The following is a 22,791-nucleotide window of genomic DNA, read 5'->3' as shown; positions in this document are numbered from 1 at the left end:
TAAGCCCAAAACCTTTAGCTGGCTTGGTTTACAGGCGATTGTCGCCCCTTGAACTACCAAGCCCTAGATTTAATTCCATCTACCTATATCTGGAAATAGTCGCGCCAACTTTTGGGTAAAGCTTCAAGTTGAGCAGCACGATAAAGTAACTCTGGATTGTTTTCCGCACGCAGATAAAGTTGAGTGATATTTGAGAAAGTTCAAATTTGCGCCATGCCGCCATCGACAAATAGCTCAATACCGTTGACAAAGCTGCTGTCATCGGAGGCAAGGAAAACAACCGCTTTAGCGATTTCGTCCGGTGTACCCACCCGCCCAAGGGGGATAGTGTCAGCCTGACTTGCGACAAATTGCTGCACCTGCTCATCGCTCAGTCCCATGAGATTGTAGCCAGGAGTAGGCACGACACCAGGGCTGATGGCATTAACACGAATCTTGCGCTCTTTGAGGTCGAGTGTCCAATTACGAGCAAACGATCGCACAGCGGCTTTAGTTGCGCTGTAAACGCTGAAGGCTGGGGTACCCACGGTAGAAGCAGTTGAGGCGTTCAGAATGATGGAAGCGCCCTCTGGCAACAGAGGTAGTGCCTTCTGCACAGTAAACAGCAGACCTTTGACGTTAGTGTTGAACGTTTTGTCAAAGTGTTCTTCGGTGATGGCTCCAAGTGGGGCGAGTTCTCCACCCCCAGCATTGGCGAAGATTACATCGAGGTGTCCTTGCTCTTGCTTGATCGTAGCGAACAGGCGATCAAGGTCTGCCAAATTAGAGGCATCGCTCTGAATACCCCTGATGTTTTCACCAATTTCTTCCACAGCGGCATCCAGTTCAGTTTGGCGACGACCCGTGATGAAGACGTAGGCACCTTCGGCGACAAAGCGCTTGGCAGTAGCAAGACCAATGCCACTGGTGCCACCAGTAACAAGACTGACTTTTCCTTCTAGTTTTTTCATTTTGGATGAGTCCTATAGTTGTTGAGCGTTGAAAGAGTTGGTGTAAAGAATTGTGAGGTGTCTGCGCTTGCTACCTGCTTACACGTTTGAAAACAGCATATTTAACCCTTCAGTCATCGTGGGATGAGTCAAAATTCCATCGCGCAGAACGGTATAGGGCATCTGAGCTTGCATCACCATTTGCACTGTCGAAATTACTTCACCTGCTTCATGGCACAAGAGTGAACAACCGAGAATCCGACCTGTCTCGGTATCCACGATCGCTTTCATGAGTCCATCGGTTTGACTTTGTGTTACCGCTCGCATAATATCTCTTGCATCCAGCTTCGCCACTCGAATGGCATACCCTTGTTGCTGCGCTTCGGTTTCAGTCAGACCTATATGAGCCAGTTCTGGGTCGATAAAAAGACAGGATGGAACCAAGCGACCTTGTGTACTGCGGTTGCCGCCATCAATCATATTCGCTTTGACAATCCGATAATCGTCCAGTGCCACATGGGTATATTGTGGCCCCCCATTGATATCGCCTAACGCCCATTCGGTACGTTCGTCTCCAGGCGCTCGTTAACTGGAATGAATCCGCGTGCATCAGTTGCCACACCAGCAGCGGCTAGATTTAAGGTATCGGTGGTTGGCGCACGACCGACGGCTATTAGCAAATGCGAACCTTCAACGCTGATCTCACGATCGCCAACTTGAATCAGAAGTTTAGTTGCATTGTCAGAGCGATCGATCTTTAATACCTTCGCTTTCAGCAAGAATTCAATGCCATCTCGTTCTAAGAGTGTTTGAACGGCGATCGCAATATCTGGGTCTTGCTGCGATAAGATTTGCTCACTTTGCCCAATCACAGTGACGCGAGAGCCAAAGCGCCGGAACATCTGGGCAAACTCCAACCCAATGTAGCCACTACCGAGAACGATTAGGTGCTCAGGCAACTCTTCCAATTCCATGATCGACTCACTGGTCAAAAACCCAGCTTCTTTGAGTCCAGACACCGATGGGATCAACGGTCGCGTGCCTGTATTGATAAACAATCGTTCTTGTCTTTCAGTCCTTGCTGAATCGTCGCTTGAGCGCTTGGTGACACAAACTCGTCGTTTCCACTCAGATGCAATATCAGCGGTTTCTGAATCTTTGTCGCCTCTGCTAAATTCTTGTCAATTTCAACACCGTAGTAACTAACATTGGCATCCGCATCAGTACGTGTTGCCATGAAATATGCCAGTTTACCACCCATACAAAAGCCCACACTGCCGACCTTGCCTGTGCTGCTGGGATACTTGCCGCAGAAAAGACAGGGTTGCCTTTAGGTCTTCTACGCCGCTATCCACATCAAACGCTCCGAGTAGCTCAATGGCTTTAGCCCACTGATCCTTATCGTCAGCATCAAGTTGCACTCCGGGTTCCAGTCGCCAATATAAATCTGGCACGATCACCAAATAGCCTGCCTTAGCATAATCATCGGCAATCTGTCGCATAGTATTATTGACCCCAAGAATTTCTTGAATTAGCACAATTCCTGCACGAGGCTGAGTATTGGGTGCTGCTAGATAGGCGCTAAAACTGCCCCCGGACAAGGCTGGAATGGTTACATTTTGAGTTGTCATGTGTTCTTCTTAACCAACGAATGGGGGTTGAAAATCAAAATTTGATTAGGTTGGAACAGGTTGCAACCGTGACGAGAGAAATTGACGGATGTAGTTGGCGATCGCGTCCCCATCTTCCTCCAGCGCAAAATGTCCGGTATCGAGTAAATGGAACTCAACGTCTTTCAGGTCACGCTGGTAGGCATAAGCACCTTCAGCAGGGAAGATGTCGTCGTTCTTACCCCAAACAATTAGGGTGGGAGGTTGATGTTTGCGGAAATACTCCTGCCATTTTGGATAGAGTTGTGGATTAGTTCTATAGTCATAAAACAGCGCCATTTGAATCTCAGCATTTCCAGGGCGATCAAGGAAGAGTTGATCCATGTTCCAGGTATCAGGGCTGATCGCTTCAGGATTGCGAGTGCCATTGGTGTATTGCCACTTCGTTCCTTCCAGGGTAAGAAAGTCTCTCAGCTTTTGAGCATTAACAGAAGAGGGATCTTGCCAGTATGTCTTCATGGGTTCGGTAAACTCCCGCAACCCCTCCTCGTAGGCATTCCCGTTTTGCACAATCAGGGCTTGCACTCGCTCTGGATATTTAGTAGCAATCCGATAGCCAACGGGCGCACCATAATCCATCACGTAAAGACTGTATTTTTTGAGGTCGAGCGCGCTAATAAACTTCTCCACAATCTGGGCCAGGTGATCAAATGTGTAGTCAAACTCATTCACAGTTGGCATCGAACTGTTACCAAAACCTGGATAATCGGGAGCAACGAGATGGAAGCGATCGGCAAGCGCAGGTATCAGATTGCGAAACATATGAGATGAGGACGGGAATCCGTGCAACAGCAGAATAGTTGGATTATCGCGGGAACCAGCTTCTCGATAAAAGATATCTAAACCGTCGATAGAAACTGTGCGAAATGCAGTCATGAAATTACTCCTTGCAAGTTTTACGTTGAGTCCTCATATTGTCATTGCTCAGAAGGCGGAGGAATAATCTCAATGCCGTACTTAGGTGCAGTAGTGAGGATTTTATCTAAGTCTTCAGAACTCAATGGTGGGGCAGATGTAATTTGACCATTCACCGTCTTTCCCACTTCGGCAATAAATTTCTCAAATCCTGCGGGTGTCACCCAAACCAACATTTTGGCAGGTACAGAGGTAGTGTTGGTGAATTGATGAAGCTGACCTTTGGGCGAATGGAGGAAGGTTCCATCTGTTGCAATAAGGATGCGCTCGTCAAGTTGAAATTCAATCTCTCCGTCTTGCACATAGAACGATTCATTTTCTCGGCTGTGTCGATGGGGAGGAGTACCACCACCAGGTGCAACGATTACCTCACAAAGCGCATAAGCTTCACCTGTCTCTTCACCAATTGCTTTGAAGGTATAAAGGTCTTGGCCAAAGTAGTAAGAATGACCCCCACCTGATTCAACGAAAAGTCCGTTTTGGTTGATTGTCATTGTCGTCTCCAAGTCAACAAGTTGTTTATTCGTAAACTAATGTTAGTGGTACACAATTTTGTTGCAATCTCGATCGCGCACTCAATTTAGATGAAGATACACTACCGCAGGAAATAGTCGCGCCAACTTCTGGGTAAGGCTTCAAGTTGAGCAGCGCGGTGAAGTAACTCTGGATTGTCTTGCTCACGAACATAAAGTTGAGTGATATCCGCAACCGTAATATTGTTTTCATCTCGGCTTACTAACTCTAGAGTGTCTCCGGCTCCAACTTCGCCCTCTTGCAAAACACGAAAGTAAAATCCGGTTCGACGACTCGCAAGAAATCGTTTAACCATATCTGGTTGTCCAAACCGAATCCCAAGTTTGTAGCAGGGTAGGCGAGGTTGTGTCACCATAAGGTGAACATTGCCGATATGAAAGCAATCCCCAATGTTCACTTCCTCTTCTCTCAACCTAGTGATCGTGAAATTTTCACCAAAGATGCCTAGCGCTAGCTCTGTGTCTGGCAATTCACCTCGCCAGTAATCGTAATGCTCGAATGGATAGACATAGACTGCTTTGTCTTCTCCGCCATGAACGGTGAGATCGGCTTGTCCGTCACCGTCTAAATTGAGCGAGCGCACCATTACCCGTTTGCTGACTGGCTCTTTGAAAATTCCAGTTGTAACTGTTTTCCCTTTCCAGATGACTTCACGCGGAAGTCCGACGTTGACAGAGATAAGTTTCATCTTCAGCTCCAAGGTTTTGGACGGCATTCGATTACGGCAGTTTAGATCGCTGTTTAAGCGCAACAGATACCATTGATTTTAGGTGGACTTTGGAATGCTGATTAATTTCCTTTAAGAAAGTCAAGTAGCGCAGGGTTGACTTGATCGGCATGAGTCCAGTTGATGGCGTGCGGCCCTCCAGGTATAACCACAAGGCGACTGTCTTTAATTAGCTGCGGCAGTCTCGCTCCGGTTGAATGATGAGGGAGGATGCGATCGGCATCCCCCTGGATGATCAGGGTTGGCACATCGATGCGTGGCAGATCGTCACGGAAGTCGGTCAACCACGACGGCACACAGTCCAGAGTCCCCTTAGCAGAAGCTCCTGCCGCGACATTCCAACTCATTTGGATGGCTTCGTTGCTAATGCGATTGCCCAAAAACACATCCACGTTGAAGAAGTCTTTGAAAAATGTAGACATATATGCTGGGCGATCGTCTACGATACTCTTCATAATTCCGTCGAAAACGCTTTGAGGAACACCCTCCGGGTTATCCTCTGTCTTTAGCAAGAAGGGTGGCACTGGAGCCATTAACACTGCTTTACTGACGCGTTCCGAACCGTACTTACCGAGATAACGCGTCACTTCGCCTGTTCCCATTGAGAAGCCGACCAATACGGCATCACGCAGGTCAAGTTTTGTCATGAGCGTGTTCAAATCTGCTGCAAAGGTGTCGTAGTCATAGCCAATTGATGGCTGGCTGGAGTTGCCGAAGCCTCTGCGATCGTAAGTGATGACCCGGTAGCCCGCCTCTAGCAAAACTCTCACCTGCTTTTCCCAGGAATGACCGTTAAGAGGAAACCCGTGGATTAGCACGACGGGCTGACCTGCTCCAAAATCTTCATAGTAAATATCAATGCTTGCAGAGTTTTCTTTACCGACAGTAACGTAAGGCATTGGAGTCTCCTGTTTTTATTAGTTTCGTTGTCTCAAGCTTCCGGCTAAGATCAAGAAGGCATTCATGCCGTCAACATCGCCTCATGTACCAGGTAAATCTCCAGGCGCACCCAAAATTTCGTCGCCAATTTCGGCACAAATGCGCTCAAATAGCTCCATGTCAGGTGTTTCTGTTTCATCCTGCGTCCCCACTGCTTCGATCAGCCGAGCAAAGGCACTGGGCGCAGCAACAACCAACCCGCGAGCAGGCTGATCGCCGAGCGCAGCGACTACGTGGGGGGTGTAAGGCGGAATCAGGAAGCTTTCACCAGCACTCAGCACAACTTTGTTCTCACCTGCCCAGACCGTGAACTCCCCGGACAGCACATAGAGTTGTTCGGAATAGCGCGTGTGACGATGGAGGAGTCTGTGAGCCAGGTGGGAAGTAACCTTCGATCAGATCGTACTGACCCCCGGTTGTGGTGTGATCGGCAACAATGTTGAGGCGAGAACCAAAAAACCAGAAAGATTGTGTCATGAAATTGCTCCTATTGATGAATAATTTGTGTGATAAAATCTCAAACTTCCGACTCAGATAAAGAAGGTGTTAATGCCGCCAAAGTAAGATCGCGATCGCCAATTCCCATATAGATTATGTGGGCTGAATTTTGTACGTTAAACTTGTGGTCAATGGTTTGCGGAGTGCGTGTTGCTTGATTAAATCGGCTGCTTTTTCGGCAATCATAATGGTGGGCGCGTTTGTATTTCCTGTGGTGATCGTTGGCATGATGGAGGCATCCACAACACGCAACCCCTCAACGCCATGTACTCGTAGTTCAGGGTCTACAACTGCCATTGGGTCAGTGCCCATTTTGCAAGTGCCGACCGGATGATACACCGTATCACAAGCTTCTCGGACATAAGCAACCAGTGCTGCATCACTCTGCTTATCCGCACCAGGAGCGATTTCTTTACCGCGAAACTCATCAAAGGCACTTGTACCGAACAGGTTACGCAGTAATTTAATCCCTGCCACTAACTTTTGCACATCAGCTTCACTTTGGAGAAAGTTCATTTGAATCATCGGTGCGTCTTTGGGGTCGGGGGAACGCAAACTGACACTGCCAATGTTTTGGGGATGAGGCAAACAGACGAAACTTGTGAATCCTGAACCAGAGTGGGCATAACCAGGCGGCACTAACACAACAGGACCGAAGAGAAACTGTAAATCTGGTGCAGTATCCAGATTACCCTCGGTATGCAAAAACAAGCCAGCTTCAGCGATACTACTGGTGCTAGCCGTGTGTAAATCCTGAGTTGCCTTGTGTGCCACGGACACGACAGGGTGATCTTGGAGGTTTTGACCAACACCCGGCAAATCAGCCACTACCGGAATTCCCAAGGCTTGCAGGTGTTCTGCATCACCAATACCGGAAAGCATCAGCAGCTTGGGCGAATCGAACGCGCCAGCACTTAAAATCACTTCGGAGTTGACCCTAACCTGGTGCAGTGTGCCCTTGTGCAGGTATTCCACCCTAACCGTGTGAGTGCCTTCAAACAACAAGCGAGTTACTAACGCTCCTGTGGTTACAGTCAAATTGGGACGCTGAAGAATGGGCACAAGGAAGGCAGCAGCAGCACTGTGCCGTTTACCATCCTTAATGGTCAATTGATAAAGTCCTGCCCCTAACTGCTGCATCCCATTAACATCAGGATTATGGTCATATCCTAGCGCCACTGCTGCGTCTACAAAGCGTTGGGATACCACAGCAGGTGCAATCAGATCGGTTACGCTCAACTCCCCATCAACCGCGTGGTGTTCAGACGCACCTCGCTGCTGATGTTCCGATTTCTTGAAGTAGGGCAAAACATCTTGGTAACTCCAGCCGGGATTGCCCAATGACTGCCAATGGTCATAATCGTGAGGATTACCTCGCAAATAAATCATGAAATTAATTGAACTGCTGCCCCCCAAAACTTTGCCACGGGGACAAAAGATTTTACGGTTATTCAGGTAGGGTTCTGGTTGGGAGAAATATGCCCAGTCCACCTCAGAACCTAGTAGACTGAGACATTGCGCCGGGATGTGAATCTCTGGCTTTGTGTCAGGAGTACCCGCTTCGAGTAGTAACACAGTTGTGTCGCTGTCTTCTGTCAGACGGTTGGCAACAACGCATCCTGCCGAACCTGCACCAATCACAATGTAGTCATAGTGAGTCATAAAATTCTCTTCCTCTGTTGCCTGGAATGGATTTGCTATGTTCTCGTAGCACCAGAGGGTAGGGCTCCAGGCGGGCCAAGGGTTTCATCGCCCATCTCGGCGGAAATGCGTGCAAGCAGCGCCATATCCAGTGTTTCTGTCTCATCCCGCATCCCCATTTCTGTAATCAGCCGAGCAGGCCCACTTGGTGCGTTAATGACTAACCCGTGTGCTGGCTGATCGCTGAACACGGCGACCATGTGTGGTGTGCCAATAAGTATCAAGATGTTGTCACCAGCACTCAGTACGACCTTGTTCTCACCAGCAAAGACCGTGAACTCCCCGGACAGCACGTATAGTTGTTGGGAATAACGCGTGTGGCGATGAAGGGGTGTCTGTGAGCCAGGAAGGGAATATTCTTCGATCAGATCATACTGACCTGCGGTAGTTGTGTGATCGGCAACGATGGTGAGACGAGAACCAAACAACCAAAGTGATTGTGACATGAGATTGCTGCTTTCTCCTTTTGGATAGGTATAAAGTTGATGTTTAATTGCTGTACTAATCAGAGTGGTCAATTGCTGCTAAGGTGCGATGCTCCGCGCCATCGCCTGCTTTGTAGGTCAAGTTCTGTCATTTCTGCTTCAAATATTTCTCAAACCAGTTCAACGCAGTTGTACTGGCAATCTCAAAGCCCTCACCTTGGAAACCGTCAAAGTGCCCGCCCTTCAAGATTGTTAGAGACTTAGGCTCCATCGCACGCGCATGGACATCGGCGGTTATGTCGGCAGGTGAAAGAAAGTCCTTCTCACCCGTAATCAGGCATAAGGGGGTAGGAAAGATTGCTTCGAGGTGAGGAGCCGGTTCGTAATAGAGACAGTGTTCAATCGATTCAAAGGAGATTCGATTCTCCCATCTTCCTTCACTTGCGCTTTTGTTCGATTCAACCCAATTGAATGCGTCGGGTGTCGCAAGGAAGCAGGGTTCACCAGGCGGGGCAACCAAAGGAAGGTAACTCACCTCTCCGGTTTGATACCGTTTTATCCGGTCAAGTGAAACCATCTTTGTGAGTTCTTCCAGTTGAAGTGGAGAAGCCACACGGCGGGAGATGAGAAACGCATTCACCGCAGGCATCTGTGCTACGATCGCTTTCACGCGCAGATCGAATGCAGCCAGATGCAGCGCGTGACCGCCACTGTAAGAAAAACCCCACAGACCTATGCGCTCAGGGTCAACTTCACTTTGTAGTTGAGTCCAGGTGATGGCATTACGAAAGTCCTCATGCTGCTCTGTAGGAAGCATTTGTCCGCGAGGTTCTCCCTCACTAGCACCAAGGTAGCGATAATCGAATAGCGAAACGACGAACCCGGCTTGAGCGAATTTCTCGGCAAACTGCGGCAATCCCATTTCTTTGGTTAAGCCAATCCCATGAGCCATGACAATGGCAGGATAGCGATGCCTTCGGCGAGCGCAGCTATCGCCAGATGCGACTTGATCCGGAGTGTAAAAGGTGACGGAACACTTTAGACCTTTACTTTCAAAACTGGTTCTTCTTTGCATAATTGCTGACCTTCTCATTAATTACTTGCAGTGGCGATAGCTGCCATCAACTGTTCAAGGTTCCAGCGACTGGTATATCGAATTCCATTAATAAACAAAGCTGGGGCAGCTGTTACTCCACTGTGTAATCCACTTTCAATATCTTGATTGATGTGAGCAATATGTACTTTACCGGATATATCTTGCAGAAATTGGGGAATATCGAGTCCTAGATTATTGGCATACTCTACAAGATAATCGTTTCCTAACCCTTGTTGATGGGTAAACAAAATGTCATGCATCTGCCAAAACTGACCTTGTGCGGCAGCCGCTTCGGCCGCTTCAGCCGCACGTTGAGCATAAGGATGTATTTGCTGCTGGGGGAAGTGGCGAAATACAAAACACAAGTTGTTAACCTGTTGCTGGATTGCCTTGATTAATCGGTGAGCTTCGCCACAAGGGGGACACTGGTAGTCACCATATTGGACGAGTGTCACTGAAGTACTCACCAATCCTTGAATATGATCTTGTTCTGAAATCGGCACAAGCAACCGATTATAATCACCGAGGCTCATTTGGCACCTTTAAGGAAAGGAGTGCAGCAGGTAGATACAGATGATTGCTATAAAACCTCTTTCATAATTGGGTAGACCAATGCCGCTCTGTTATCTGCTGCATAACCTCAATTTAGAGGGTTCACTCGATTTTGTCGCTGAGAAAAACTTCAGTTGATAAGCTGACAATTTAGACAGCTAATAAACTGACAAATTTGACAGGTATGACGCTACAAGCTAACAATACCCCGCCTTAATGCAACGATTACAGCCTGAGTGCGATCCTCCACGCCCAGCTTACTTAAAATATGATTGACATGAAAGTTTACAGTGCGTTCAGTAATATATAGAGCTTTGCTAATGGCTTGGGTACTCTTGCCCGTTGTAATCAGTTGAAGCACCTCTAACTCGCGATCGCTCAATTCTGGACTCGCCATGCGCTCTAAAAGTTTGGCACCAACGCGGGGTGGAATGTGCTTCTGTCCTTTGTGCACAGCGCGAATCGCGGACAGTAATTCTTCTGGCTCGGCATCCTTGAGTAAATACCCTTTAGCCCCTGCCCGCAATCCCTGATAAATGTCTTCATCGCCCTCATAAGTCGTCAATACGATAATCCGAGCAGCAGGAAACTCGGTGCAGATGGCAGTAATCGCAGCGACTCCATCCATCTGTGGCATTCGCAAGTCCATTAAAGTTGCATCTGGCTGTTTTTGACGAAAGATAGCGAGTGCCTCCTGACCATTCCCAGCTTGTCCAATAACAAGGATATCTGGCGCTTCTTCCAGCATTGCAACCAAACCCTGACGTACAACGGGGTGATCGTCTACAACTAGAACACGAATGGTATTAAGTTGACTCATGATGGTTTTTCCTACTGATTCACGGACACAGTAATTTCTGTTCCTTGCCCAAGGGCACTCTGGATCTGGATCTGTGCCCCAATCAGATCGGCACGTTCTGCCATGCCTAATAAACCAAAGCCATTGTGACTAGAAGAACGGTCAATTACAAATCCCTGTCCATCGTCCTTGATTCGTAATATGCACTGCGTGGACTGATAGATTAGTTCAACACGAATTTCAGTTGCCTTTGCATACTTGAGTGCATTCGTCAATGCTTCCTGTCCAATCCTTAGCAGATTATTCTCCACCTCAGAGGGTAGCGGATAGGGGATACCGATGGCTTCACACATAATTGTTATACCAGTGGATGATTCTAGCTGACTTGTCAGATGTTTGAAAGCGCTGAGTAAATCACTATTTTCTAACAAGTAGGGACGGCGTAGCGCCTCTACAGAGCGGCGTGCTTCTGAGAGTCCAGTTTGGGCTAAGTTCTGGACTTGAGCTAGGTGGGCCTGAGCTTTTTGAGGGTCTACTGTTATCTTGCTCACAGCAGTTCTAGCGTGAATGATAACACCCGTGAATGACTGGGTTAGTGTGTCGTGAATTTCTCGCGCCATGCGATTGCGTTCTTCCAGAATTAAAGCTTCTTCGGCGCGTTTGCGTTCACGCAGTGCAGCGTTTCGCTGTTCGCTAATGTCTGTGATTAAACTGTAGAATCCTCTCACTTGAGCATTGTAATCAAAATCGGGGATCAAGGTAGCACTGATGGATTTTTTACCAAGCGGAAAGGGAATTTCAGCTTCTAGGGTTACAGTTTGCCCTTCAAACACTTGATTAACATATGGCTCAACCCTTTGATAAACCGCCTCACCCAGGAGTTCACAAACAGACTTGCCCAGAATCTCATTTCGATTACAGCTAAACCAGACCTCGTATGTACGGTTGATAAATTGATAGCGTCGATTGGCATCCACATAGCTAACAAGAGCCGGTAGAGCGTCGGTAATCAGTCGTAATTCCTGTTCTCGATGACGTAGTTCTGCTTCGCTTTTCTGTAAAGCTGCCGTTCGTTGGGCTACCTGTTGCTCTAAGGTACGGTTGTAGTTGGCTAAGAGGTGTTCTGCTTGTTTCCGCTCTGTAATGTCTTGAAAGGCTGCGATTGCAAATGCTACATTACCCTGTTCATCAAAGATAGGAGTTCCCCAAACCTCAACTGGAACTATTGCACTGTTTTGGTGAATTTCCAGATCGTCAACTGTGGTGCATTCGCCGCTTAATGCCCGAATAACTGGTAGTTTCTCAGTTGGATAATTTTGATCAGTTCCCGCCAGATAAAATTGATAAATCTCTGGGATTTGATCCGGTGCCACAAAAGGATCAATCCCTTTACCCATTAGCTGAATTCCCCGTTGATTGACGTAGTAAACGCGACCAGCCGCATCCAATACTCCAATTCCTACCGGGACAGCTTCTAGAAATTGTTTCATTCTACTTTCGCCTTCGCGGAGCTTTGAGTAGAGTCTGGCATTTTCAATGGCGATCGCCGCCTGAGATGATAACAGATTCAAGACCTGCGTTCGTTCTGGGGTAAATGCTCCAGCCGCTAATTTATTTTCTAGATACAACACGCCCACTAGCTTACATTGATTCAGCAGAGGCAAACATAAAATTGATTGAATTTGATTGTGTTGAATATATGGCTCATGAATAAAATTACCTTCACGAGTAGCATCATTTAAAATGACACATTCATGAGTACGAATCACATAATTAATAATTGATTCAGGTAGATTATTTGCAGTTGGAATAGATTGTAGTAATTGTGTAGTATAGGTATTCTCACTTTCCTTGAGTTCACCAGACGCTTCAATCACCCATTTTCCTGAGTTTTCTAAAATTAGAAAACCTGTTTGTGCACCAGCATTTTCGATTAATATCTTCATCAAGGAACTGAGTAACTTATCCAGTTCAATTTCACTCGAAATCGCAAGGGAAGCTTTCATTACCGCTGCTAAGTCGAAAGTAATGGGTGAGTGATTAGAGGTGGTGACAGAAGTTTTATGGGTTGGCGAAGCCGCATCCGACGATTGAGGAAATAGCTGTGGATAGCGAGTTTCTAAATCTCTTACTTTCGCAGTTGCTCCCCACCGTTCATAGCAGTAGTGAGCTTCTTTCATGTAGGTTTGGGCAAACTTTTCTCTACCACGAAATAGGTAAAACTTGGCAGCTAATTCATAAGCTAATGCTTCTTCTTGAAGATAGTCATTGTTTCTAGCACCAAGAATTGCTTGTTCGTAGAACTCTTCTGCTTTAAACCACTGACCCAAAGTTCGCGCTTTCTCTGCCTCGACTAAATGATATTTATGCAAATAATTCATTGGCGCATAATACGCCCATTGTTTCATTTTCTTCTGGTTAACAGCGACTTTTTTGAGGATTTGTGATTGCGTTTGAGCGCTGCTTTCGGGGTATATGGCGAGTCTTGCCAGAGCATCATATAGGTAGTAAAAAGGGCCAAGAGGTGAGCCTGTTACTCGGATTAAATAAAGTTCTGCTATAGTTGAGTTTTCAACTGCCTGAACATACTTGGAAAATAGGTAGCACAGGAAAAGTTTATTGAAATAGACATTAAAGATTGCAGTTCCATCATTTGCTATTTTATGTTGTGGCAATCCATTCTCTTCATTGTAGAATTTACCAACTAGACGGGTTGGATTGGTCGAGCATCCCATCAAATTTGCGATCGCCTGCTGAAATATTTGATTCCAGATTAGTGCTGTTTCCTGTTTGATTTGACGAATTGCTTCATTGTATTTCGTCATCTCGCGTTCAACCTCCACGAGTTCGCTTCCGACAGCATAGGAATTAAAGCAATAAGAATGAGCGCCATAGGCAGCAAACTCTAAATCTCCGGTTTCTAGCCCACTTTGATAGGCTTCTAGTAATGGTTGTGATGTGTCTCTCACATGATCTTTCCAATGAATGATGAAGGTATTCACGATCACCAATGTTCTAGCTTTGAGAGAATGGGGCTTAGGTTGTGACAACTGCCTTAAAGCTAACTGTCCAAACTCGTAGCCGGTCTCGATGTCTCCAACCTGCCTACACAGAATTAATCCAAAGTTGGCATAAACAAAGGGAGACGCAAACGCATTACCATATTCGATTGACAAGCTGACTTGTTTAGATATCAGTAGCGGCATCAAAATAGGAGCAGCACTATAAGCAGCAGTCGTGATGCTAGATAGGATTCGCATTGCTGCTAACTTATCCGGCTCGTGCATTTGGGGCAAATGAATCAAGTCTTCGTAGACGCGCAGAGGTGAGTCAGCGCTGCGAAGAGAAGTGCCTTGCGCGGGTTCCCCGCGTTGTGGCAACTTCGGGGAGGGTTTCCCTTCGCAGGCGACTGCAAAGCCATTCCCCAAAGGGGTTCCCGCAGGGTAGGGCTTGTCGTTAGACATCGATTTCTCACTAAGAAGGCATAAGATTGCGTCTAGTTCAAGCTGAATATCTGACTGGCTTGGCTGTTCGGGAAAACTAATTTCGATCTGTTGCAACACTTGCAATCCAATATTGATTGCTTCTAATAGTTGATTTTGTGCGATGTAACTTTGAATTTTGACTTCGCACGCTTTCACGCTATCAAGGATCGTTTTAGCCTGTTGCAGAATGATCGCTGCCCAGTACTCCACCTGCTCAAAATTGCCACACAAGTACGCTACTTCTGTTGTTTCTGCGTATAACTCTAAGGTCAAGTCATAATCTGTTTGCCAGCTAGATGCTGCCAGCCAAACTCTAGCTGTAGTTAAATATTTTTTTGACACGCCATAAGCGATCGCCCCTTTTGCTTTCTGACCTGCGATTAAATTTAATCTGGCAATTTCGTTTCGTTCTTGTTGATCTGTGACCAGTTCAATTCCATAATTGAGATGATCCACAATTTCAAACAACCGCTCTGAGAGTCGCTCTGGTAAGGTTTTTTCAAGTAAATTGTGACCAATTTCGAGATGAACCAACTGTTTGTGCGACTCATCGGTTAAGGCATAAGCTGCTTGCTGTACACGATCGTGCAGAAACTTATATTCTTGAACTAACAAGTTTTCATCTAATTCAGACAGGGGTTGAATTAATCCAGCTTGGATAGCTACGAGTAAATCTAGAGAAACTGCTTTAAGGGATTGCTCACAAACGATTACTAACGTATCTAAATTAAATTCAGCACCAATACAAGCCGCTAACCGGAGAATTTGCTGTGTGTTCTCTGGCAGTTTCTTCAACTTGTGAAGCATCAACTCCACAACATTATTAGTGATATTTTGAGCTTGAATCTGAGCAATGTTCCACTGCCAGCGGTAGTGTTGTGCATCAAATGTCAATAAATTTTCGCTATACAGTATCCTCAAAAATTCGTTGACAAAGAAAGGATTGCCCTCGGTTTTACGTAACACTAACTCTGCTAAGGAACGAACGCTGTCTACATTTTGATGCAGCGTCTGGGCAATCAACTGACTCAACGGCAAGAGCGTTAATGGTTCCAAGATAATCTTTTGAAGCACTGCCCCTTGTTTTCGCAGCCTCTCCAAGGTTAATACTAATGGATGCGTTGGATTTACCTCATTATCTCGATAGGCTCCAATCAAAAATAAGAATTGGGTTTGCTCATCAAGTAGCATCAGTTCGATTAATTTCAGCGTGGCGGAGTCGATCCATTGCAAATCATCTAAGAAAATCGCCAGGGGATGTTCTGCTGAACAAAACACCCGCACAAACTGCCCAAAGACACGATTAAAGCGATTTTGAGCTTCCGCTGCTCCAACTTCTGGTACAGGTGGCTGCTTGCCAATAATGAGTTCTACTTCGGGAATCACATCAATGATGAGTTGTCCATTGCTGCCTAATGCCGTGAGCAGGCGATTTCGCCACTGTTGCACTTGGTCGTCTGGTTCACCCAACAGTTGCTGCACCAATTTTTGCAGGGCATTTGCGATCGCGCTGTAAGGGATATTGCGCTGGAATTGATCAAATTTCCCAGAGATAAAATAGCCACGCTTTTGGGTAATTGGTCTATAGATTTCCTGCACTAATGCTGATTTGCCAATTCCGGCGTAGCCAGAGACCAGCATCATTTCAACTTGGAATTTTGGATTGCCCGTTTGTTCGCTTTGTGAAGTCGTTTCTGAATTGTTTGGTAAAGAAGTAATGCGATTGTTTTCTTGACACGCTACACGATCAAAAGCCGCCAGTAACATTGCAACTTCCTTGTCCCTTCCATATAGTTTTTGGGGAATTTGAAACTGATCCCAAACGTCTTGCTGACCCAATTTAATGCTGTTAATTTGACCGATGTCTGCTAATTGGTAAGCACAGATTTCTAAATCTGCTTTGATTCCCCAGGCACTCTGATAGCGATCTTCTGCATTTTTCGCCATCAGTTTCAGAATGATATTTGAAACGAGTTTGGGAATCTTTGTATTTATTTCATGAGGTGAAGGTGGCTGTTTGGCAATATGACAATGGACTAGTTCCAGCATATCCGTTGCTTTAAACGGTAGATGTCCGGTTAGCAGTTCGTAGAACGTCACCCCAAGCGAGTAAAAATCGGTGCGGTAATCAAGCAAACGGTTCATTCGTCCTGTTTGCTCTGGAGAAAGGTAGGCGAGTGTCCCTTCTAAAACATAGTGGCTCTTAAAAGCCGGATTCGTGCGGTTAAATTGGGTGGCAATACCAAAATCAATAATTTTGACAACGCCAGTATCCAGATTTAGGACTATGTTTCCAGGGTTGATATCTTTATGAATGATATTGGCTGCATGGATTCTGCCCAGAATGTCGCAAACTGCGATCGCAAGATCTAAAAAAGTGGATAATGGCATAGGGCAGAAAATATCTGGACGCTTGTGCATCCATTGCTCTAGGGACTCTCCCCCAAAATCTTCTAAGAGAATCACCAGAGTACGTTGATAGTTTTGCTGGCTATATGCCTTGACAACCCCTTCCAAGTTGAGGGAACGGGTAATTTTATATTCCTGTCTGTAACGGATTAGTTCTTGAGGAGAGGGATAATCTTCCTTGAGTATTTTTACTATGATCGCTACTCCATCCTCTCTAATGCCCCGATAAACCAGAGAATTAGGACTTTCATATATCTTGCTTTGGATGGCAATACCAGGTAGAGCAATCATAGAGCAAATCTTGAGAGTACGATCTCGAATACCTCAAACTATACAGCAATTGTCATTCCAAAAATAATTACTTACTATTTGGTAATCGAGAATAAATTTGATAAGATTAAGGGTCTAAACTATGATTTTAAACTTCAGCACCCTCAACACCTTCTCCTCCAACTCCGTCAAATAAGCCCGCTTCAGCTTCTCCAACGACTCCAAAAACCTCTGCACCGACTCCAAAAGCCCACTAGAATACACCAGATTGATGCGAGCGCAGATATCTTGCATCTGCTGGCATTCCTGCGGCAGATAATTCGGCGTGGGCATTAGTCGCATCGTTGATTGCTGAGGTGTAGAACTTGTGGGTCTGTCATCCTGAAACCGCTTTTTAATCTAAACTGTAGCTTTTCTCGGAATAATTGAGTAACTAATATATTCATTAATTTCTAATGATGCAGACTTCATAAAAGCGGAAATCGATAAACCTCCTAGCTTCATAACTCCATCACCCTCTAACACCAATCTAGGTGCAGCTAATCCTGGGTAAATTTCGCTTATCTGTTAGAGGGAGACACAGTAAGCTAAAGATTTGATTTGCTTTACTTAGAGTAAAGATACTCATGCAGCTTCCTGTGGCGGTAGCAGTTGCATTTGAGATTTTGGTTTCGCTTTATTTTTAATTGAACCGTGGTTCTCTTCTGAACTATCAGATTGAGAAGATTCTACAGAAACCCCTTTTTCAGGCTTCTCGCTTTTGGGAACCCACTCTAACACTTCACCCGGTTGAACCTCATAAGTATCACATATTTTACTCAGAACCGTAGATGAAGGTAACTGGTCAGGATTATTGTACAAGTCATACGCGGTTCTTTGAGCTATTCCTACATCTTTTCTAAACTGGTAGGCTGTTATGCCTCTTTCATAAAGAAATTTCTTGATTTTGTTTTTCACAGACACGTCCTCAACTCCTATATAGTTAATACTATCATCTAGCTAGTAGTGCTAACTAATTAATATTAGTTATGCAAATTGCACTCAACCATAACTAAATGATATTACTAAAGTATTGCATATAGTATCATCTAGTTAGTAATATTAAAACATAACAAAAGACGACCGCCGCAGTCTGGAAAACGAAGCGATCGCCTTTTAAAACACCCACCATACAGATGGATAACCAATATAATGACACACGCAACATATAGTCATCAACAGCTGCACCTGAAATCCATAGCCCGGCTCAAGCAAATCTACAGCGAAATCGGCTGCACAATCAAAGTACAAGACAAACGCTGCAAGGACGCATGGATTAGCGCAATCATCTCCCACCAATCCGCCCAGCTTCAGAAGGTTGGCGAACAAGCCACCGCCCAAGCTGAACTCGACCGCCACATCGCAGACCAAGCCCAAGCCGTAGCACCCGAAGAACTAACGATAGTCGAAATATCTTTCTACGATCACGAATACTACGCAGGCAACCAGTTGATAGCCGCAATCACCCATGATGCCGACGATTTTGTAACGCAACGCTGGGTAGTGATGGTGAACGGTGCGGAAGCCCATCGTGCTGCTACCCCAATGCAGTGCCACCGCTACATCTGTACGCACTACAAAGATGGGTCATTACCAATGCAAGAGCAAGAAGCACGGGGGCAGGGTGCAGGGAGCGGAGGGGAAGAATTCTCTCCCTTGCTCCCTACTTCTTCTACTGGCAATGAAATCATGGTGCAGATTTTCAACGAGTGTGAGCAGCACGGCTTGGAATTGCTCGACGATGGGATTTATACGAGTGATGGCGAGAAATTGGGCGAAGTCGGCTGTACAGAGGGCAAATGGTGGATCATCCGCGCTTCTTCAGAACATCAGCAGAAGGTAGCGTGTGAGTCTGCAATGGAGGCTGTACGATCGCTATTGGTCAATCCTGTGTGTTGCGATGAACTCTTAGACAAGGCATTTGATGAACTGACGGCTGATGAATGGTGGAAGCTGCTGGAGTCTGAAGCGTACAACAGTGAGCTAATAGCGGCATAGGGAAAGAGTGGGCATCACACAATTCGCAATTCGCAATTCGCAATTCGCAATTTAATATAACCAACCTTATTGGGAGAAACCTCAGTAATTTTCTCCCAAAATTCCACCAATCCCTTCAATCACCAATTAAATATATGCAACCCATGATCACGATACCCAAAGGCTGGGAGTATCCCCGCTTTACGTTGGGTGAACGCACACAGCAAGGAATTATCGTTGGGCTTGAGTACTACGCCCAAGACACTTTTCTGGCAGAAGAATATGGACAAGGCTGGCGTTATTCTTTGATCCCACATAAGAATTCCCAAGACTTGCTGCATTACCAAGAGCATCAGATAAAAACGCTTTCACGACAAGAATTATTCTCACAAATCACTGCTGAAATTGACGCTCATCAGCAGCAGATAGACGTTCTCAAGCAACAGTTAGCTGCTGTAACTGGAGGTAGTACAAATGGCTAAACCACAGAAAATTTCTTCTGAGTTGACTGCTACTAATTTATTGCATTCTCTCCGTTGCCGTGGAGGTTGTGCGCCTTTGCATACTATCAAGTTTTCCAATGTGTCCATCCAATATTTGCTCGATAGAAACCTTGTGAGAGTGCAAAACACTGGCTGTGGTTTTCTGTTGGAAATTATCGAAGAAATGCAATAACAACTCAAATCAATTCGTAGGAGCAATCCAAATGTCTCATCCCAATTTGCGTACATTAATTGATGCGGCACAACTAATCCTTGAAGAGATAGCCAAGCACCCAGATTTTAAAGCACTTGATTATCAGCCTGATTTAACAATCGTGGATGCTCAAACTGCACTGTCTTACTTGAAGTGTGAACTGGAGAGTAATCAAAAGTCTGGTGTTGCATCAGAAAGTTCTGTTTAGGAAAAAGCGATTGTCTGAATGAGCTTATATCCAGGCAATCGCAAATACTCGGATTACATCTCGCTTAATGAATTTAATTATTGCACACTTCATACATTGTCAAGGTCAACATGAATACTGACATAAAATTAGGTCTTTGCAATCCCCCAGAACCCATTTATCTGTACGTCAAAAACGGTGAAGTCAGTGGGGAATCATTCTTGTGGTATCACTACAAGAATGACCAGGATAAGACGATCCCTGTTCAGCAACGCGGTTTAACAGGTTATTTATCAGAATTGCGTTTGACAACGAAAGAATACAAGGGCAAGGACAACATGAAGTTAGATATTGTTGTCGCTGCGGATGAGATTTATATCATCAGAACTGGCATAGAAACCAATTTTGCGAAAACATTTCTTTTGTCTGCATCACTTATACAAGACTTCTCTAAACCCCTGATTCTTGCTGTTACTTCTGGCGAAGAGAATACAGTATTTTGTCGGTTATATGATGCGGCTACTAAAGTAAGAATCAGGGCAGAATGGAACCCGAACGCTGACTGGGGAGCAATCATTCACGGCATTCAAACGTTATTAGGTGGGGCACGAACTCAGCCACCGTCTACTGTAGCTCCGCAAGATTTACGAGTCAGAAAAATACGCACTTTGCTTGATTACCCACTGGATTTAGTAAAAGAGTGGTTGCAGTTTCAAGATGCTATTAGCCCCAGCCAATTGCACATTAGTAAAGTTGATGAACTAGTGAAAACAATGTGCTTTGCTTGGGCTGCTGATAAAACTGAACACCCGAATCATGCCGAGTCTTCATATCAAAAGCAAGTTGTTGATGCTGTTGCTAAGGGGGTTGATGAATTAGCGGCAATCAACGAGTGGATGCAGCAGTTGCAAGGAACAAAATCTGAGGCAGCTTGAAGAATACAGAAGCCAGAGCGTAAATATTCTGGCTTCTTCTTATCAATTGATTACACAGATTTATCCCATGAAACTCATCGTTACTGTAGTTGAAAGAATCACTAGTGAGGCTCATATCAATATTCCTGATGGGCTGAACGAATCAGCAATCAAGCAGTACATAACAGACCGATATAACTCTGGGGAAATGCTAACTGATTTAAACATTTTTCAAGTTGATTTTGAATCTATCAGCGCTCGGATTCTTCACAAGTTCCAACAATCAGAATAAATCTCGCTGGTAAATATTCTCTCTATATCAAATATCGGAGAGTTACAAATGACTAGACATTTGACAGATTTAGAAAATTACAAATGTCATGAAATCGCTAGTATCCTTTCGCTGAATTTATCAACTATCCGCTTGTGGGTGCATCGCGGTTGGCTCAAAGCAAATAAACGCTATCCCAAGCATTACGAGATTAAACTTTGGCATCTCAAACAGTTCCTTGAAAATCCACCACATCAAATCAAAAAACGTATTGCTGCTCTTGACACCGAAGCCATCAATTATCTTTTGGGGAGAAAAGCGTAATGGAAGCAATCACCGAGTTAGAAAGATGCTGGTTCCTCTCGCCACCCTGGGGTAATCAAATTCCATCTGTTGGAATCAATTTGTTGGAGAAAGTCTATCTCAAAACTGATAGAACATTCGGACATTGTTGTGGAGTGCAGTGGTATCAAGGTGAATGGAACTACGTTATCGATGTTGAGAACGATATTGTACGCGCAACAAAACATGAAATTCTTGGCACTGGTCGAATAAAACCTACCACTGTGAAAAAACCAGCTTTTGTGTTGGGCGAGCGCGTACTGTTGCAATTTCCCAATCGCGGCACAAACCAAAGGCTGATTCTGGGGATTGAGCTAATCGAGAAGTCCTGGTTTTACAAAGTCGAATTGGCATCACCTACTTTTTCCCCACCATCCAGCATGACCAATCGCTTTTCATTAGTCAGAGAAGAAGACTTGATGCGGGTCAATGTCTAATTTTCTGCGCCAAACTCAACAGATTTTGAATTGTTCTGATACTCACACAACTAAAGCTATGCCACAAATTGAAGCCGCCCAAATTATCGAACAGATTAAGGAAGAAATCACTGTTGACTCTAATGGCCAGGGTAGAGCTAGTATTCGGGCAACAGCAAGACTAGCGAATGTCAACGATGCTGGATTGCTCAGAAGCCTTAAAACTGCTGCTGACATTTCTCGGTCTAAACTTGTTGAAAAGCTTATCCGTAAAGGCTTTGAGCCTGCTGACATTTTAGAGTGGTCGCAGTCGGGTATACCTGATTTAGCCGTTGCCGCAATCCTTCATTATTACGGTTACGAAGCAGGTAAAAGATGTAGCGAACAAGCAACAAGAGCCTGTGAAGCATTTGAAACTATCGGTGTTCGCGCCTGGATGCAAGATATCACTGGCTGGACAAAGACCCCGCAACAACCAGAACAGCCACCTGCCCTTGCCCTTCCTCCAGTTGAGCAACGGTTGCAGACATTAGTGTAGTGGATGCGATGAAGACTTTAGCTGAACAGGGGGCAGACTCAATCCTTACATCGAGCAGCATTTTAAAGACTTTGCCGCTAATCTTCTGGCTGAACACAACAGAAAATTGCTAACCCCTTCAGAAGAACGCTGGTTAGGCGTGGTCAACTTTGCAGAGAGTGAGCTTGGTAAAAAAGTGCCTCTGCAAGGTTCACATTACCGGGGTCATCTGGGGACATGGGTGAGGACATTTTACCCCCAGTTGGGATCTCGCCAAGAGAATCGTCTCGTCAACGGCACTCAGCAATCAGTCTATATCTACGCCTGTCATGATCCTGCCGTTGCTGCCGGACTGACTAAAGCAATTGAGGAGTTTTTCGCACACCCGAATCCAACTGCGGCACTCAAGCAGGCGGGGGCTTTCACTGGCAAAAAGCAAATGACGTTGGTGAAAAAGTAAGAGCGATTGCTTAACGCGGGGAA

28 protein-coding genes and 1 pseudogene are annotated in these 22,791 nt (G+C 45.5%); 10 read left to right on the top strand and 19 right to left on the bottom strand.

The annotated features are described in order from the left end of the window. Nucleotides 1-83: 83 nt before the first annotated feature. The 19 genes and pseudogenes from AC5JL8_RS33065 to AC5JL8_RS32975 form a co-directional block, all read right to left on the bottom strand. Nucleotides 84-188 carry a 3-alpha domain-containing protein gene (locus AC5JL8_RS33065; protein ID WP_495883922.1) on the bottom strand — a complete coding sequence of 35 codons (105 nt, stop codon included), beginning with the start codon at nt 186-188 and terminating at the stop codon, nt 84-86. 12 nt (nt 189-200) lie between these two features. Further along, nucleotides 201-950 (bottom strand): SDR family oxidoreductase, encoded by a 750-nt coding sequence (locus AC5JL8_RS33060; protein ID WP_495883920.1) that lies wholly within the window; start codon nt 948-950, stop codon nt 201-203. 78 nt (nt 951-1,028) lie between these two features. Beyond that, entirely contained in the window at nt 1,029-1,445 is a 417-nt protein-coding gene (locus tag AC5JL8_RS33055) for an oxidoreductase dimerization domain-containing protein (protein ID WP_495883919.1), read from the bottom strand. Between the two features lie 32 nt (nt 1,446-1,477). Then, entirely contained in the window at nt 1,478-2,068 is a 591-nt protein-coding gene (locus AC5JL8_RS33050) for an FAD-dependent oxidoreductase (protein WP_495883921.1), read from the bottom strand. Then, nucleotides 1,957-2,560 (bottom strand): annotated as a pseudogene (locus AC5JL8_RS33045) (dienelactone hydrolase family protein). The gene AC5JL8_RS33050 and the pseudogene AC5JL8_RS33045 overlap by 112 nt, the downstream one beginning before the upstream one ends. A gap of 45 nt (nt 2,561-2,605) precedes the next feature. Further along, complete coding sequence (locus AC5JL8_RS33040) at nt 2,606-3,475, bottom strand: alpha/beta fold hydrolase (protein WP_495883918.1); 870 nt, start codon at nt 3,473-3,475, stop codon at nt 2,606-2,608. 41 nt (nt 3,476-3,516) lie between these two features. Next, nucleotides 3,517-4,008, bottom strand: a complete 492-nt coding sequence (locus tag AC5JL8_RS33035; protein WP_495883917.1) for a cupin domain-containing protein — start codon at nt 4,006-4,008, stop codon at nt 3,517-3,519. A gap of 101 nt (nt 4,009-4,109) precedes the next feature. Further along, nucleotides 4,110-4,736 carry an MOSC domain-containing protein gene (locus AC5JL8_RS33030; RefSeq protein WP_495883916.1) on the bottom strand — a complete coding sequence of 209 codons (627 nt, stop codon included), beginning with the start codon at nt 4,734-4,736 and terminating at the stop codon, nt 4,110-4,112. A gap of 101 nt (nt 4,737-4,837) precedes the next feature. After that, the gene (locus AC5JL8_RS33025) at nt 4,838-5,674 is read right to left on the bottom strand and encodes an alpha/beta fold hydrolase (RefSeq protein ID WP_495883915.1); all 837 of its coding nucleotides are present in this window, start codon (nt 5,672-5,674) and stop codon (nt 4,838-4,840) included. Nucleotides 5,675-5,755: 81 nt separating this feature from the next. Then, entirely contained in the window at nt 5,756-6,040 is a 285-nt protein-coding gene (locus AC5JL8_RS33020; RefSeq protein ID WP_495883914.1) for a cupin domain-containing protein, read from the bottom strand. Continuing rightward, the gene (locus AC5JL8_RS33015) at nt 6,006-6,191 is read right to left on the bottom strand and encodes a hypothetical protein (RefSeq protein WP_495883913.1); all 186 of its coding nucleotides are present in this window, start codon (nt 6,189-6,191) and stop codon (nt 6,006-6,008) included. The genes AC5JL8_RS33020 and AC5JL8_RS33015 overlap by 35 nt, the downstream gene beginning before the upstream one ends. Before the next feature lie 114 nt (nt 6,192-6,305). Next, nucleotides 6,306-7,874 carry a GMC family oxidoreductase gene (locus AC5JL8_RS33010; RefSeq protein WP_495883912.1) on the bottom strand — a complete coding sequence of 523 codons (1,569 nt, stop codon included), beginning with the start codon at nt 7,872-7,874 and terminating at the stop codon, nt 6,306-6,308. 35 nt (nt 7,875-7,909) lie between these two features. Continuing rightward, complete coding sequence (locus AC5JL8_RS33005; RefSeq protein ID WP_495883911.1) at nt 7,910-8,431, bottom strand: cupin domain-containing protein; 522 nt, start codon at nt 8,429-8,431, stop codon at nt 7,910-7,912. Between the two features lie 55 nt (nt 8,432-8,486). Next, complete coding sequence (locus tag AC5JL8_RS33000; protein WP_495883910.1) at nt 8,487-9,413, bottom strand: alpha/beta hydrolase; 927 nt, start codon at nt 9,411-9,413, stop codon at nt 8,487-8,489. A gap of 17 nt (nt 9,414-9,430) precedes the next feature. Further along, nucleotides 9,431-9,967 carry a DsbA family protein gene (locus tag AC5JL8_RS32995; protein WP_495883909.1) on the bottom strand — a complete coding sequence of 179 codons (537 nt, stop codon included), beginning with the start codon at nt 9,965-9,967 and terminating at the stop codon, nt 9,431-9,433. A 209-nt stretch (nt 9,968-10,176) separates the two neighbouring features. Further along, the gene (locus AC5JL8_RS32990; protein WP_495883908.1) at nt 10,177-10,806 is read right to left on the bottom strand and encodes a response regulator; all 630 of its coding nucleotides are present in this window, start codon (nt 10,804-10,806) and stop codon (nt 10,177-10,179) included. Between the two features lie 11 nt (nt 10,807-10,817). Beyond that, nucleotides 10,818-16,970 (bottom strand): AAA family ATPase, encoded by a 6,153-nt coding sequence (locus AC5JL8_RS32985; RefSeq protein WP_495883907.1) that lies wholly within the window; start codon nt 16,968-16,970, stop codon nt 10,818-10,820. Between the two features lie 114 nt (nt 16,971-17,084). Next, nucleotides 17,085-17,291 (bottom strand): hypothetical protein, encoded by a 207-nt coding sequence (locus AC5JL8_RS32980; RefSeq protein ID WP_495883906.1) that lies wholly within the window; start codon nt 17,289-17,291, stop codon nt 17,085-17,087. 282 nt (nt 17,292-17,573) lie between these two features. Beyond that, nucleotides 17,574-17,906, bottom strand: coding sequence for a helix-turn-helix domain-containing protein (locus AC5JL8_RS32975; RefSeq protein WP_495883905.1), 333 nt, complete (start codon nt 17,904-17,906; stop codon nt 17,574-17,576). A 234-nt stretch (nt 17,907-18,140) separates the two neighbouring features. Here AC5JL8_RS32975 and AC5JL8_RS32970 point away from each other — a divergent pair, with 234 nt between their 5' ends. From AC5JL8_RS32970 to AC5JL8_RS32925, 10 genes are all read left to right on the top strand, one after another. Continuing rightward, the gene (locus AC5JL8_RS32970) at nt 18,141-18,986 is read left to right on the top strand and encodes a hypothetical protein (protein WP_495883904.1); all 846 of its coding nucleotides are present in this window, start codon (nt 18,141-18,143) and stop codon (nt 18,984-18,986) included. Between the two features lie 134 nt (nt 18,987-19,120). Further along, nucleotides 19,121-19,447 (top strand): hypothetical protein, encoded by a 327-nt coding sequence (locus tag AC5JL8_RS32965; protein WP_495883903.1) that lies wholly within the window; start codon nt 19,121-19,123, stop codon nt 19,445-19,447. Next, nucleotides 19,440-19,640, top strand: coding sequence for a hypothetical protein (locus AC5JL8_RS32960; protein ID WP_495883902.1), 201 nt, complete (start codon nt 19,440-19,442; stop codon nt 19,638-19,640). The genes AC5JL8_RS32965 and AC5JL8_RS32960 overlap by 8 nt, the downstream gene beginning before the upstream one ends. 31 nt (nt 19,641-19,671) lie before the next feature. Then, on the top strand, nt 19,672-19,869 hold the full coding sequence (locus AC5JL8_RS32955) for a hypothetical protein (protein WP_495883901.1): 198 nt from the start codon (nt 19,672-19,674) through the stop codon (nt 19,867-19,869). 110 nt (nt 19,870-19,979) lie between these two features. Continuing rightward, nucleotides 19,980-20,783, top strand: a complete 804-nt coding sequence (locus tag AC5JL8_RS32950; protein WP_495883900.1) for a hypothetical protein — start codon at nt 19,980-19,982, stop codon at nt 20,781-20,783. Between the two features lie 67 nt (nt 20,784-20,850). Next, nucleotides 20,851-21,054: a hypothetical protein gene (locus tag AC5JL8_RS32945; RefSeq protein WP_495883899.1), complete on the top strand. Its 204-nt coding sequence runs from the start codon at nt 20,851-20,853 to the stop codon at nt 21,052-21,054. Nucleotides 21,055-21,102: 48 nt separating this feature from the next. Next, on the top strand, nt 21,103-21,357 hold the full coding sequence (locus tag AC5JL8_RS32940) for a MerR family transcriptional regulator (RefSeq protein ID WP_495883898.1): 255 nt from the start codon (nt 21,103-21,105) through the stop codon (nt 21,355-21,357). Next, nucleotides 21,357-21,812, top strand: coding sequence for a DUF1392 domain-containing protein (locus AC5JL8_RS32935; protein ID WP_495883897.1), 456 nt, complete (start codon nt 21,357-21,359; stop codon nt 21,810-21,812). The genes AC5JL8_RS32940 and AC5JL8_RS32935 overlap by 1 nt, the downstream gene beginning before the upstream one ends. Beyond that, entirely contained in the window at nt 21,805-22,329 is a 525-nt protein-coding gene (locus AC5JL8_RS32930; protein ID WP_495883896.1) for a hypothetical protein, read from the top strand. Before AC5JL8_RS32935 ends, AC5JL8_RS32930 begins: the two co-directional genes overlap by 8 nt. 106 nt (nt 22,330-22,435) lie before the next feature. Further along, on the top strand, nt 22,436-22,768 hold the full coding sequence (locus AC5JL8_RS32925) for a hypothetical protein (RefSeq protein WP_495883895.1): 333 nt from the start codon (nt 22,436-22,438) through the stop codon (nt 22,766-22,768). Nucleotides 22,769-22,791: the final 23 nt, after the last annotated feature.

The organism is Mojavia sp. (genome assembly GCF_059505145.1).
The sequence above is the reverse complement of the archived record's forward strand: the minus strand, read 5'-3'. Positions and strand labels throughout refer to the sequence as shown.